Origin of the sequence: Thiobacillus sp. (assembly GCF_030696885.1) — a bacterium.
Lineage (GTDB): Bacteria > Pseudomonadota > Gammaproteobacteria > Burkholderiales > Thiobacillaceae > Thiobacillus.
This window is the reverse complement of record NZ_JAUYRI010000007.1, coordinates 1-12,827: the sequence shown is the minus strand read 5'-3', so window position 1 is coordinate 12,827 and position 12,827 is coordinate 1. Positions and strand designations below refer to the sequence as shown.

At 65.3% G+C, this 12,827-nt stretch carries 13 protein-coding genes, 1 other RNA gene and 1 riboswitch; of the genes, 9 read left to right on the top strand and 5 right to left on the bottom strand.

The annotated features are described in order from the left end of the window. Positions 1-30: 30 nt before the first annotated feature. The gene (locus Q8R61_RS02685; protein WP_305533943.1) at positions 31-636 is read left to right on the top strand and encodes a ParA family protein; all 606 of its coding nucleotides are present in this window, start codon (positions 31-33) and stop codon (positions 634-636) included. Between the two features lie 79 nt (positions 637-715). Here the strand turns inward: Q8R61_RS02685 and Q8R61_RS02680 are convergent, their stop codons facing one another. Further along, a complete protein-coding gene (locus Q8R61_RS02680) occupies positions 716-1,294 on the bottom strand; it encodes an ankyrin repeat domain-containing protein (protein WP_305533941.1) in 579 nt (192 codons plus the stop codon). 75 nt (positions 1,295-1,369) lie between these two features. On the opposite strand from Q8R61_RS02680, the gene Q8R61_RS02675 reads away from it, so the two are divergent. From Q8R61_RS02675 to Q8R61_RS02660, 4 genes are all read left to right on the top strand, one after another. Beyond that, positions 1,370-3,385 (top strand): thioredoxin domain-containing protein, encoded by a 2,016-nt coding sequence (locus Q8R61_RS02675; RefSeq protein ID WP_305533939.1) that lies wholly within the window; start codon positions 1,370-1,372, stop codon positions 3,383-3,385. 83 nt (positions 3,386-3,468) lie between these two features. Then, positions 3,469-4,263 carry a DUF2189 domain-containing protein gene (locus tag Q8R61_RS02670; protein WP_305533937.1) on the top strand — a complete coding sequence of 265 codons (795 nt, stop codon included), beginning with the start codon at positions 3,469-3,471 and terminating at the stop codon, positions 4,261-4,263. 135 nt (positions 4,264-4,398) lie between these two features. Then, positions 4,399-4,713, top strand: coding sequence for a c-type cytochrome (locus tag Q8R61_RS02665; protein ID WP_305534177.1), 315 nt, complete (start codon positions 4,399-4,401; stop codon positions 4,711-4,713). Between the two features lie 118 nt (positions 4,714-4,831). Then, the gene (locus Q8R61_RS02660) at positions 4,832-6,346 is read left to right on the top strand and encodes a sodium:alanine symporter family protein (protein ID WP_305533935.1); all 1,515 of its coding nucleotides are present in this window, start codon (positions 4,832-4,834) and stop codon (positions 6,344-6,346) included. A gap of 12 nt (positions 6,347-6,358) precedes the next feature. Here Q8R61_RS02660 and Q8R61_RS02655 read toward each other — a convergent pair whose 3' ends face one another. From Q8R61_RS02655 to Q8R61_RS02640, 4 genes are all read right to left on the bottom strand, one after another. Continuing rightward, entirely contained in the window at positions 6,359-6,946 is a 588-nt protein-coding gene (locus Q8R61_RS02655) for a 5-formyltetrahydrofolate cyclo-ligase (protein ID WP_305533933.1), read from the bottom strand. A gap of 10 nt (positions 6,947-6,956) precedes the next feature. Then, a non-coding RNA gene (ssrS, locus tag Q8R61_RS02650) (6S RNA) lies at positions 6,957-7,141 on the bottom strand. 86 nt (positions 7,142-7,227) lie between these two features. Then, positions 7,228-7,527: a cell division protein ZapA gene (locus Q8R61_RS02645; protein ID WP_305533931.1), complete on the bottom strand. Its 300-nt coding sequence runs from the start codon at positions 7,525-7,527 to the stop codon at positions 7,228-7,230. Continuing rightward, positions 7,527-7,724, bottom strand: coding sequence for a hypothetical protein (locus tag Q8R61_RS02640; protein WP_305533929.1), 198 nt, complete (start codon positions 7,722-7,724; stop codon positions 7,527-7,529). Before Q8R61_RS02640 ends, Q8R61_RS02645 begins: the two co-directional genes overlap by 1 nt. Positions 7,725-7,798: 74 nt before the next feature. Continuing rightward, positions 7,799-8,002, top strand: a riboswitch (cobalamin riboswitch). Positions 8,003-8,059: 57 nt separating this feature from the next. Between Q8R61_RS02640 and Q8R61_RS02635 the strand changes: the two genes are divergently transcribed. The 4 genes from Q8R61_RS02635 (at position 8,060) to gluQRS (ending at position 12,719) form a co-directional block, all read left to right on the top strand. Further along, positions 8,060-9,874 (top strand): TonB-dependent receptor domain-containing protein, encoded by a 1,815-nt coding sequence (locus Q8R61_RS02635; protein ID WP_305533927.1) that lies wholly within the window; start codon positions 8,060-8,062, stop codon positions 9,872-9,874. 28 nt (positions 9,875-9,902) lie between these two features. Next, on the top strand, positions 9,903-10,532 hold the full coding sequence (cobO, locus tag Q8R61_RS02630; protein ID WP_305533925.1) for a cob(I)yrinic acid a,c-diamide adenosyltransferase: 630 nt from the start codon (positions 9,903-9,905) through the stop codon (positions 10,530-10,532). A 67-nt stretch (positions 10,533-10,599) separates the two neighbouring features. Then, positions 10,600-11,784 carry a glycosyltransferase gene (locus Q8R61_RS02625; RefSeq protein WP_305533923.1) on the top strand — a complete coding sequence of 395 codons (1,185 nt, stop codon included), beginning with the start codon at positions 10,600-10,602 and terminating at the stop codon, positions 11,782-11,784. Then, positions 11,781-12,719, top strand: coding sequence for a tRNA glutamyl-Q(34) synthetase GluQRS (gluQRS, locus tag Q8R61_RS02620; protein ID WP_305533921.1), 939 nt, complete (start codon positions 11,781-11,783; stop codon positions 12,717-12,719). Before Q8R61_RS02625 ends, gluQRS begins: the two co-directional genes overlap by 4 nt. Positions 12,720-12,827 lie beyond the last annotated feature (108 nt).

The following is a 12,827-nucleotide window of genomic DNA, read 5'->3' as shown; positions in this document are numbered from 1 at the left end:
ACAAGGCTGTAGTCACTATAAGGAGGCAGCATGCGGGTGATTCTGGTGGCCAACCCCAAGGGCGGCAGCGGCAAGTCCACGCTGTCGATCAACCTCGCCGGCTATCTGGCCTCAGCCGGCAGGCGGGTGGCCATGCTGGATCTCGATCGCCAGAAATCCGCCACCCAATGGCTGGCGATACGCGGCGCCGGATTGCCGGAGATCGATTTGCTGCGCGAAGGCCAGAAAGGCGACAGCGACTGGCTGATCATCGATTCGCCCGCCGGACTGCACGGCAAGAATCTCGAGCGGGCGCTGAAGCTCGCGCACAAGGTGGTGGTGCCGATCGCGCCGTCGCTGTTCGACATTCGTGCCAGCCAGGATTTTCTCGCCGCGCTACATGCCGAAAAGGCGGTGCGCAAGGCGCACGCTTTCGTCGCCGTGGTCGGCATGCGGGTTGATCCGCGCACCCGCGCCGGGGTCACGCTGGAGCAGTTCATGGCGCAACAGGACCTGCCGGTGCTGGCGCATCTGCGCAACACCCAGCATTACGTCAACGCCGCGTTCGAGGGCAAGAGCCTGTTTGATTTGCCGCCGCATATCGCAGAGCGCGATATCGAGCAGTGGCAGGGACTGATCGACTGGCTGGAGGCCTGAGCGTCTGATTCCCCTCTCCCGCAAGCGGGAGAGGGGAGAGGGAAAACGAACGCTTGTGCGCGCCCAACCCGATTAACGCTTAATGCGTAGTCGGCTTCATCAGGTTGACCACTTGCGGCTTGACCACGCTCTTGGTTGACGAGCACGAGCCGTCTTCCTGCACGCCGAGCTGGCGCTCGGCTTCGGTCAACAGGTTGATCACGTCCACGTAGAACTTGTCATTCGCCATCAGGCGCGCGGTGCGGCCGCCCTCGTTGGTGGCGAGTACGTCGGCGCCGTTGTTGATCAGCCATTCCACCACCGGGGCGTCGCCGCCGCCGGCGGCCAGCATCAGCGGCGTGATGCCGAAGAAGATGCGTGCGTCGAGCGCGGCGCCGGCTTCGTGCAACACTTCGATGACTTCCACGTAGCCACGCTCGGTCTCACCGTTGTAGGCGGCCTTGGCCAGCGCAGTCCAGCCCTGCGGCGACTGCGCGTTGACGTCGGCGCCGGCGGCGATCAGCACCTGCACCGCGGCGACGTGACCGCCATGAGCGGCATGCAACAGCGCGGTTTCGCCGGCCTCGTCGACGGCAGCGTGATCGGCGCCGGCCTCAAGCAATTGTTTGACCTGTGCGGCATCGCCCGACTGGGCGGCGGAGAATAATTCCTGGGACATGGGGCGCTCCTGCGTTTTGTTCGATTGGCAGCAAGCGTACAATTGTTGACCAATTTAATCAACTATTATGCTGCCATGACCAACCGACTCGCCACCGAACCCAGCCCCTATCTGCTGCAGCACGCCGACAATCCGGTCGACTGGTACCCGTGGGGTGCCGAAGCGCTGGACCGTGCACGCCGTGAGAACAAGCCGATCCTGCTGTCGGTTGGCTATTCGGCCTGCCACTGGTGCCACGTGATGGCGCACGACTGCTTCGAGGATGCCGAGGTGGCGGCGGTGATGAACCGGCTGTTCGTCAATATCAAGGTTGACCGCGAGGAGCGCCCCGACCTCGACCAGATCTACCAGTCCGCGCACCAGTTGCTGACCCAACGCGGCGGCGGCTGGCCGTTGACGGTGTTTTTGACCCCCGACCAGACGCCGTTCTTCGCCGGCACCTATTTCCCCAAGACGCCGCGTTACCAGCTGCCGGGTTTTATCGACCTAATGGAAAACATCGCGCGCGCCTGGCACGAGCGGCGCGGCGAGGTGCTGGCGCAGAACGAGGCGGTGCGCACTGCGCTGGCGCAGCAGCAGCCGACGCCCGACCCGCAGCCCGCCTTGAACGCCGAGCCGCTGGCCGCAGCGGTGCGCGATCTGGCCGAGGGCTTCGATCCGGTCTGGGGCGGCTTCTCGCGCGCGCCCAAATTTCCGCGTCCGGGCGAGCTGTTCTTCCTGTTGCGGCAGGCGCAGGGCGGCAATGCGCAGGCGCGCGAGATGGTGCTGTTCTCGCTGAAGAAAATGGCCTCGGGTGGCGTGGTCGACCAGCTCGGCGGCGGTTTCTGCCGCTATTCGGTCGACGAACAGTGGGCGATTCCGCACTTCGAGAAAATGCTCTACGACAACGGCCCGCTGCTGCATCTGTACGCCGACGCCTGGGCGCTGACCGGCGAGCCGCTGTTTGCGGACACCGCCATGGGCATCGTCGACTGGCTGCTGCGCGAAATGCGCGCGCCCGAGGGCGGCTTTTATTCCGCGCTCGATGCCGACAGCGAAGGCCATGAAGGCAAGTTCTATGTCTGGACGCCGGATCAGGTGCGTGCGCTGCTGACCGAATCCGAGTACGCGGTCGCGGCACTGGTGTATGGCTTCGACCAGCCACCGAATTTCGAGAACACAAGCTGGAATCCCATCCTCGCGCGTTCCTTGAGCGAGGTGGCAGCCGAGTTTGAACTGACCGAGTTTGACGCGGCGGCGCTGCTGAAAAGCGCGCGCCAGAAGCTCTTCGCCGCCCGCGAAACCCGCGTGCGTCCGGGGCGCGATGACAAGCAGCTCACCAGCTGGAATGCGCTGATGATCGCCGGGCTGGCGCATGCCGGGCGGGTGATGAGCCGCCCGGACTGGGTTGCCGAGGCGCATGCCGCGCTCGATTTCCTGCGCGCAAACCTGTGGCGCGACGGGCGCCTGCTCGCCAGCTACAAGCACGGCGAAGCGCGGCTCAATGCCTATCTCGACGACTACGCCTTCCTGTTCGACGCGCTGCTGGAAACGCTGCAGGCCGGCTACCGCGAAGTCGACATGGCGTGGGCGCAGCAACTGGCCGACGCGCTGCTGACGCATTTCGAGGATCGCGAGGCGGGCGGCTTCTTCTTTACCAGCCACGATCACGAAGCGCTGATCACCCGTCCCAAGCCCGGCTATGACAATGCGATGCCGTCCGGCAACGGCGTCGCCGCGTTCGCCCTGCAGCGGCTCAGCCATTTGCTCGGCGAACCGCGCTATCTGGAGGCCGGCGCGCGCTGCCTGAGCCTGTTCCATGCCCAGCTGGTGCAGCAGCCGATTGCCTATCCTACGCTGCTGGCGGTGCTGGATGAAGCCTTGGTGCCGCCGCGGGTGATCCTGCTGCGCGGCCCGGTGGCCGAGGTGGGCACGTGGGCGACGACGCTGGCGGCCAGGCTCGGCGCGCGCGACCTGCTGCTGGCGCTGCCGAACGGCGTGGACGTGCCGGCCGCGTTGGCAAAGCCGGAATCGGAGCGGCCCGCAGCCTGGATCTGCAGCGGCATGACTTGCCAGCCGCCGCTCAGCGACCTGTCGACATGGGAGGACTGAACCAACGAATCAGCATTTGCTATTAGGAACCCGGCGCGGTGCCTGCTATCAAGTAAGGAAGTCGTCCATTTTCGGGAGTCATCATGAGTACCCATACCGAACATGCCATATTCCACCCCAAGGCCGCGCGCATGGATTTGCCGGGCATCCGCCGCGTGTCACTCGATCAACCCTTCCACTGGCTACGCGACGGTGCAAAAGACATGGTCCGGGCCTGGCCGCTGAGCCTGTTTTACGGCATCGTATTTGCGATCCTTGGCTACGCCCTGGTGCACAGCGCCTGGGACAAGCCGCATCTGGCAATGGCGCTGACTTCCGGCTTCCTGTTCGTGGCGCCGGTGCTGGCCACGGTGTTCTATTGCGTGAGTCATCGCCTTGAGCATCATCACAAATTGCCCAGCCTGTTCGTCCCGCTGCTGTCCTGGCGGGCCAACCCCAGCTCCCTGGGCCTGTACACGGTGATGCTGGTGTTCGTGCTCATTTCCTGGGAGCGCATGACGGCGATACTGGTCGCCATGTTTCTCAGCGGTTCCGGTATCAGCCTGGGCGAGCTGCTGACCCTCAGCGCCGTGCAGCAGCATCCGGATTTCTTCCTCGCCTACCTGGCGTTCGGCGGGATCCTCGCGCTGACGATGTTCAGCGTCTCGGTGGTGTCGCTGCCGATGATGCTGCACCGCAAGGTCGACTTCGCCACCGCGCTGGTCACCAGCTTCATGGCGACACGCCTCAATATTCCGGTCATGCTGCTGTGGGCCGCGCTGCTGGCGGGCCTGATCGGGGTCGGGATGGCAACCGATTTCATCGCGATGGCGCTGATCTTCCCGTGGCTGGGGCATGCCAGCTGGCATGCCTACCGCGAACTGGTAGAACGGGAGTAGTCAGGCAGATCAATGTCTGCCGGCGTTGGTAGCAAAAAACCAAGTTCTGGTATTGCGTGGGGGGGGTTTTCCCTTAAGATGGCAGTCATGAAGAAGTGCCTGACCAACCCGACCTCCCACGGAGAACTTGTGATGATGAAATTGATGATGACCGCAGCCACCGCTGCTCTGCTCACCCTGTCTGGCGCGGCGTCGGCCAACGAAGGCCAGACGCTGGCGCAGAAGAATGCCTGCATGTCCTGTCACGGCGTCGACAAGAAAATCGTCGGCCCGGCCTTCAAGGAAGTGGCTGCCAAGTACGCTGGCGACAAAGCCGCGCCCGCCGCGCTGGTCCAGAAAGTGAAAGCCGGCGGCAAAGGCGTGTGGGGCCCGATCCCGATGCCGCCGAGCCCGCAGGTGAAGAATGAAGATGCCGCCAAGATCATCGACTGGGTGCTGAGCCTGAAGTGATCTGAACCGCAGCATCGCGCAAAGGCCGACCGTGTGTCGGCCTTTGTCGTTTCTGCAGGCGCGTTTTCGCCGCAAGTTTGATATTGTTGCGGGCAATAACAATCCAGGGGGAATACAGATGACGATCCATCCTTACATTTTCGTCGTGGCCGCAGGGCTGTTCCCGCAGCTTGCACTGGCCGCCGAGCCCGGCCGCATCGATTCCTTCTTCGGCACCCTCAACGGCTATCTCGCCAGCGTCATTTTCTATGATGTATATCCCGGCGAGCCGGTCATGCCCTTCATCGTCGCCTGGCTGATCGTCGGCGCGGTCTATCTCACCTTCCGCTTCAGCTTCGTCAACCTGCGCATGATGCGGCACGGCTTCAGGGTGCTGCGCGGCAAGTACCACACCGCCGACGACAAGGGTGAAGTCAGCTCGTTCCAGGCGTTGACCACGGCGCTGTCCGCCACCGTCGGTCTGGGCAACATCGCCGGGGTGGCGATCGCGATTTCCATCGGCGGCCCGGGCGCGACATTCTGGATGATCGTCGCGGGTTTTCTCGGCATGAGCACCAAGTTCGCCGAAGCCACGCTGGCGCAGCGCTACCGCGAAGTGCGTCCGGACGGCCGCATCATGGGCGGTCCGATGGAATACCTGTCCAAGGGCTTTGCCGAATACAACTGGCCGCGCACCGGCAAGTTCCTGGCAGGCATGTTCGCCATTTTCGCCGTGCTGGGCTCCTTCGGCGCCGGTAGCGCGTTCCAGGTCAGCCAGTCGCTTGGCGCGGTACAGGAACAACTGCCCTTCTTCCACGACGTGCCGATCGCCTACGGCCTCATCATGGGCCTGGCGGTGGGCGTGGTCATCATCGGCGGCCTGCGCCGCATCGCGCACACCGCCGAAGCGGTGGTGCCGACCATGATCCTGATCTATCTGGCGGCCTGCCTGTGGATCGTGCTCGGCAACATCGACCAGGTGCCGCAGGCGCTGTCGAAGATCGTCACCGAAGCCTTCGCGCCGATCGCGGTGGCGGGCGGCATGGTCGGCGTGCTGGTGCAGGGTTTCAAGCGCGCCGTCTTCTCCAGCGAGGCCGGTCTTGGCTCGGCGGCCATCGTGCATGCTACCGCCTCGGTCAAGTATCCGATCCGCCAGGGCATGGTCGCGCTGTACGAGCCCTTCATCGATACCATCATCATCTGCACCATGACTGCGCTGGTCATTATCCTCACCGGCGTTTACAACGACCCCGCCACGCTGGCGATCCGCGAGGCCAGCAAGGGCGCGGCGCTGACCTCGGTGGCGTTCGCCACCGTGTCGGACTGGTTCCCGATTATCCTCACCGTATCGGTCGTGCTGTTCGCCTACAGCACGATGATTTCGTGGTCCTACTACGGTGAACGCTGCTGGACCTACCTGTTCGGCGAGCGGGTGTCGATGGTGTACCGCGTGCTGTTCCTGCTATTCATCGTCGTCGCCTCGGTCGCGAGCGCGGCAAACATGCTCGACTTCACCGACCTGCTGGTGCTGGCGATGGCCTTCCCCAACCTGATCGGCCTGTATCTGCTGAGCGGCAAGGTGCGCCGCATGCTGACGGATTATCAGGACAAGCTGAAAAGCGGCGAACTCGACCGGGAAGTCCAGAAAAGCTGAGGCGCCCCGGCCCTAGCGGGCGGAATTGAAGCGGTGTAGCCGGCGCTCGGTCAGCACTGCGTCGAGCGGCATGTCCCACGGTTCGTGCGGCAGCGCATCCACCCGCTGGCACTCGTAGGCGAGCCCCACCAGGCGCGGCTTGCGCCACACACGACGGTGCCGCATGAAGGCCAGCGTGGCATCGTAGTAGCCGCCGCCCATGCCCAGCCGGTGGCCCTCGCGATCAAACCCCACCAGCGGCATCAGCAGCAGGTCGAGCTGGCGCGCGCGCAAAGGGTTTGCATCGATCGGTTCGGGAATGCCGTAGCGATTCTTCGTCATCTGCGTGGCGCGGCCGAGCCGTCCGAACCGCATCATCCGCCCACGTCGTGGCAGCATCGGCAAGTAGCACGCGCGCTGCATGCAAAGCGCCTGGTTGATCAGGGGGTGGGCGTCGAACTCGCCGCCTTGTGGCAGGTAAAAACCGATGCGCTGCGCGCGCAGCAACAGGCCGTGGCGCAAGGCCAGCCGCAGTGCGGCGCGCGCGGCGTGGCGGCGCTCGGCAGGCCGAAACGCATTGCGCGCGGCCTTGAGCTGGCGTCTGAGGGTGTATTTGTCCATCAGGAAAAGAGGGCTCCCCACCTGTGCCGTGACTGGCCGCTTACTCTTGAACCTGGGTCCAAGACGGCCGCGCTCAAAGACGCTTTGGGCACATGAAACGTGTCACGCGCACACCCGCATCGGAATAGATCGCAGCCTTGCACGTATGCATTGGTTCAGAGAAATTGCAACCAGCCTCGAACACCGCAGGGAGCATTTGCAGTGTATGCCATTTCCGGATCAAAAGGACGCCCCAGCCGAATCGCTCGCCAACGGGCAAAGACCCTGCTGAGGGTATGAAATCAGAAGAGCGTGTCCTGGTCTTCCAGCACCGTGTCCAGCAGCGCGCTGCAATGCGTCAGCCGGTTGCGGGCTTCCTCGACCACGCCGCCGCCCTGGGTCAGCAGGTCGTGCGCCAGGTTGAGACCGGCCATGATGGCGATGCGTTCGGCGCCGATCACCTTGCCGCTGTCGCGGATGCCGCGCATTTTTTCGTCCAGGTAGTCGGCCGCCGCGATCAGTGCCGATTCCTCGTCGCGTGCGCAGGCCACCTTGTAGGCGCGGCCCAGGATATGGATTTCAATCGAGCGCGGGCCGGCCATCAGACATCCTCCGGCAGGGTTTCGAGCAGGGCCTGCAGCCGCGTCTTGGCGGCATCCAGACGGGTCGTCAGCTGCTTGTTGTCCTGCTGCGCGGTCAGCAGCTGCTGGCGCAGCGCAATGTTTTCGGTGCGCAGCGTCTGGCACAGTTCGGCCACCTGGCGGATCTTGGCTTCAAGGGTATCGAGTTCGGCATGCATGGCGCGACTATAGGGGGCGCCGTGCGGCGGGTCAATCGGCGGGCTCGACCGGTTCGCGTGCAACCCCGGCGCGGCTATAATGCGCGGCTTCAGGTGCCGACGCGACGTTCAGTCGCCGAGGATAAACGGGAAACAGGTGCGCGATTTTTCGCAAAGCCTGTGCTGCCCCCGCAACGGTCAGCGCTAAACGGTGCATCACATACGCCACTGGGTTTGCCCGGGAAGGCGATGCACTTCAGGCGCGAGCCCGGATACCGGCCTGAGCCCTGCCGCACGCGGCAGCGGATCGTGCAACGCGCCTGCGGGGTAGCGGGCGCCCAAACCGGACCTTCATCATGCGTCAAGCTTCATTCACGCTCGCTCTGGGCGTTGTTTTCATTGCATCCGCCCATGCGGAACCCCTGCCGGAATTCGTCGGCGAAACCATTGTGGTAACGCCGACACGCATGGCGGAACCTGCCCACGCCGTGGTGGGCGATGTCACCGTCATCGACGCAGACCAGCTCGCCGCCGCGGGTCAGACGTCCTTGCTGGAAATGCTGCAGGCGCAAGCCGGTCTGGAAATCACCCAGGAGGGGGGCGCCGGCAGCAATGCGTCGCTGCGTATCCGCGGCGGCAACAGCGGCCATACCCTGGTGCTGATCGACGGGCTGCGCGTGGGCTCGGCGACGGTGGGCACCACGCCGCTGGAGAGCATTGCGCTGGACCAGATCGAGCGCATCGAGATTCTGCGTGGACCGGCGTCGAGCCTGTATGGTGCCGACGCGGTGGCCGGGGTGATCCAGATCTTCACGCGGCAAGGCCGCGGGGTGCCGCGGCTATCCGCCCTGCTCGGTGCGGGCAGCCATGGCCTGCTACAGGGGCGGGTGGCTTACGGCGGACAGGCTGGCGCGACGCGTTTCCACGTGGCGGCGGGATACAGTCGCACCGACGGCGGGTTTTCTGCGGCGCGGCCGGGCACGTTCGGTTACCACCCCGACCACGATGGCGATGAAAAGCGCAGCGTTCAGCTCAATGTCGACCATGCGCTCAATGACCGGCATCGTGTCGGGCTGAGCGGGCTGGCAAATCGCGACATCGTGGAATACGACGCGGGGACGGCCGACGATTACGCCCGCAACATGGTCAACAGCCTGTCGGCCTGGTGGAAAGGACAGCTGTCCGATCGCTGGAACAGCCAGCTCCGCGTCGGGCTGGGGCAGAACCATACGCAGAATTTCAGCCTCGGCACCTCGAGCGGCCGCTTCGACACGGACCAGACGCAGTACCTGTGGCAAAACGATTTTGCACTGGCGGCAGGCAGCCTCACCGCCAGCGTCGAGCGGATTGAACAGGATGTGGAGGCAAGTACGGCGTATGCGCGCAACCGGCGCGTCGTCCATGCCGGGCAGTTGGGCGCGCTCGGGCAATGGGGGGCGCACACGCTGCAGGCCTCGCTGCGCCACGATGACTACAGCGATTTTGGCGGCCACACGACCGGCATGGCCGGCTATGCCTACGCACTGAATGCGGCCTGGCGGGCAAGCGCCAGCTATGGCACCTCGTTCAAGGCCCCCACGTTCAACGACATGTACTGGCCGGTCACCGCCTTTTTCCAGGGCAACCCTAATTTGCAGCCCGAGCGCGGCAGAAATATCGAACTGTCCTTGCGCTATCAGGATCGCCGGGACCGACTCGGCCTGACGGCGTATCGCAATCGGGTCGAGGATCTGATCGTCTACGTTTTCCCTACGATGGAAAACGTCGATCGTGCCACGCTCGAAGGCATCACGCTCGATGGCAGCACCGAACTTGGGAGCGTGCGCGTGCGGGCGAGCATGGACTGGCAGGATCCGGTGAACGACGCCACCGGCAAGTCGCTGAATTACCGCGCACGCCGGCATGGCACACTGGACGTATCGAAGTCGCTCGGCCGCTGGGAGGTGGGCGCCACGCTGGTCGCCTCCGACAGCCGTTATGCCGATGCCGCCAACACCCAGCGTCTGCCCGGCTATGCGCGGCTCGATGCGCGCGTGCAGTACCGGATCGATTCGGCCTGGCGGGTGCTGTTAAGGGTCAACAACGTGCTGGACGCCGAGTATCAGCTGGTGAACGGCTACAACACGCCGGGCATGAACGGACTGCTGGCGCTGCAATACCAGCCTGAATAAGATCACTGCAACGCAGAAGAGGGCAGCCATGAACGAAGCCGAACGCAACCCGGATGCGGACCCAGCGAAAGCGGCGCGCCACGCGGCAAGGATGACGCGCAAGAAAGCGCTGATCGACGCCGCGATTGCCGCCGCCAGCGACGAACGCGGGCTGCTTCTCGTCATCACCGGCAACGGCAAGGGCAAGAGCACCTCGGCCTTCGGCATGGTCGCGCGCGCGCTCGGCCACGACATGAAAGTCGGCGTGGTGCAGTTCATCAAGAGCCGCACCGACACCGGCGAAGAAGCCTTTCTCGGCAAGCAGCCCGGTGTCGAATGGCACGTTACCGGCGACGGCTTCACCTGGGACACGCAAAATCGCGAGCAGGACATCGCCACCGCCGAGCGCGGCTGGGCGATCGCTGCGCGCATGCTGGCCGATCCGTCGTACCAGCTTGTGGTGCTCGACGAGCTGACGTATCTGCTGAGCTACGGCTACCTTGACAGCGATCTCGTGCTCGACGCGCTGGCGCACCGCCCGGCGATGCAGCACGTCGTTGTCACCGGACGCGCCGCGACCGACGCGCTGATCGAGCTGGCCGACACGGTGTCGGTCATCGCCGACGAGAAACATGCGTTCCGTGCCGGGGTCAAGGCACAACCGGGCATCGATCTCTAACGTCGGCGTCATCATGCTGTAACCCGGACGTAATACAACGCAGACTTCGCCCCAACCGGAGTCTGCCGTGCGTATCCTGATGGTGTCCGACGTGTATTTCCCGCGCGTCAACGGCGTCTCCACGTCGATTCAGACCCTGCGCCAGGCGCTGGCCGAAGCGGGGCACACCAGCGTGCTGGTGGTGCCGGACTATCCGCACACGGTGGCCGCGACCGATATCGTGCGGGTGCCCGGCTGGCAGATTCCGCGCGATCCGGAAGACCGGCTGATGCATCCGCGCGCGCTGGCCGCCGCGCTGGATCAACTCGATCCCGCCGACTTCGACCTCGTCCACATCCACACCCCCTTCCTTGCGCATCGCGCCGGCGTGCGCTGGGCGCGTCGGCATGGCCTGCCCTGTGTCGAGACCTACCACACGCTGTTCGAGGAATATTTCCACCATTACCTGCCGTTCCTGCCGAAGGCGTGGCTGGCGGCCGCCGCGCGGATGATCTCGCGCAAGGAATGCGATGGCGTCACCGCGGTGATTGCGCCGTCGTCGGCGATGAAGTACACGCTCGAGGCGTATGGCGTAAGCAGCCCGGTCCACATCATTCCCACCGGCCTCAATCTCTCCGATTTCGCCCACTGCGACGGCCCCGCGTTTCGTGTCCTCCACGGCATCGCGGCGGCGCGGCCGGTGATGGCCTACGTCGGTCGGGTGGCGTTCGAGAAAAACCTCGATTTCCTGCTGCAGGTGACCGACGCGGTGCGGCGCGGCCTACCCGACGTGTTGCTGGTGATCGCCGGCGAAGGTCCGGCGCGGCCGTCGCTCGAACGCGCCGTGGCGAAACGCGGACTGGCGGACAACGTGAAATTCGTCGGCTACCTCGAACGCCGGACCGAGCTGCCGGCCTGCTACTGCGCGGCGGACGTGTTCGTGTTCGCGTCCAAAACCGAAACCCAGGGCCTGGTGCTGCTGGAGGCGATGGCGCTCGGCGTGCCGGTGGTGGGCCTGGCCGAAATGGGTACGAAGGATGTGCTGCAGGAAGGGCAGGGTTGCCGCATCGCGCCGGACGACGTCGCCGGCTTTGCCCGGGTGCTGGCCCCGCTGCTGGCCGATCGCGCGGCGGCCCAGGCGCTGGGTGCTGCCGGCAAGGTCTACGCCGCCACCTGGAGCGAGGCACGCATGGTCGCGTCCGTCCTCGCGCTTTATCAACGCCTGCATCCGGAATTCAGAAGCGACACCCCGCGCGGCATAATCGCGGGGTGAACCTCGCTCCCTATGTCGGGCGCTTTGCGCCGTCTCCCACCGGCCCCCTGCATGCCGGCTCGCTCGTCGCCGCTGTGGCGAGCTGGCTCGACGCCCGCGCAGCCGGCGGACGCTGGCTCGTGCGTATGGAAGACATCGACCGGCCGCGTTGCGAACCGGGCGCAGCCGATACCATCCTGCGCCAGATGGAAGCCTATGGCCTCGTGTGGGATGGCGAGGTGTGGGTGCAATCGCAGCGCGACGACGCCTACGCTGCAGCGCTGGATGCGCTGAAAGCCCGGGGCGCGGTCTACCCCTGCGCCTGCACCCGCAGCCAGCTCGCGGCTGCGCCGCGCAACCACGAAGGCGAGATCGTTTACCCCGGCACATGCCGCAACGGCCTACCGGCCGGCGCGGTCGCACGTTCCTGGCGCGTCCGCGTGCCAGATGTAAGCACCCACTTTCACGATCGCATCCACGGCGACCTGCAGCAGAATCTGGCGCACGAGGTCGGCGACTTCATCGTCAAGCGCGCCGACGGCCTGTTCGCCTACCAGCTGGCCGTCGTGGTCGACGACGCGGATCAGGGCATCACCCATGTCGTGCGCGGCGCCGACCTGTTGTGGAACACCCCGCGCCAGATTTATCTGCAAACCCTGCTCGGCCTGCCGACACCGGCCTATGCGCACGTGCCCCTCGTCACCAACGCCGCCGGACAAAAACTCTCCAAGCAGACCCTCGCCCCTGCGCTGCCCGAGAGCGGCCGCGGCGCCGTGCTGGCGCAGGCGCTTGCCGTCCTCGGCTATCCGCCGCCGCGTGAACTGGAAGGCGCCAAGCCAGCCGAGCTCCTGGCGTGGGCACGCGTCCACTGGCACATCACAAACGTGCCGCCCCGCCCCGCGGTTGCCAAGCCCGCCCAAGCCCCCGACAATCTGCCCCTAGCCCCTAGCCCCTAGCCCCTGACCCCTGACCCCTGACCCCTGACCCCTGACCCCTGACCCCTGACCCCTGACCCCTGACCCCTGACCCCTGACCCCTGACCCCTGACCCCTGACCCCTGCCAT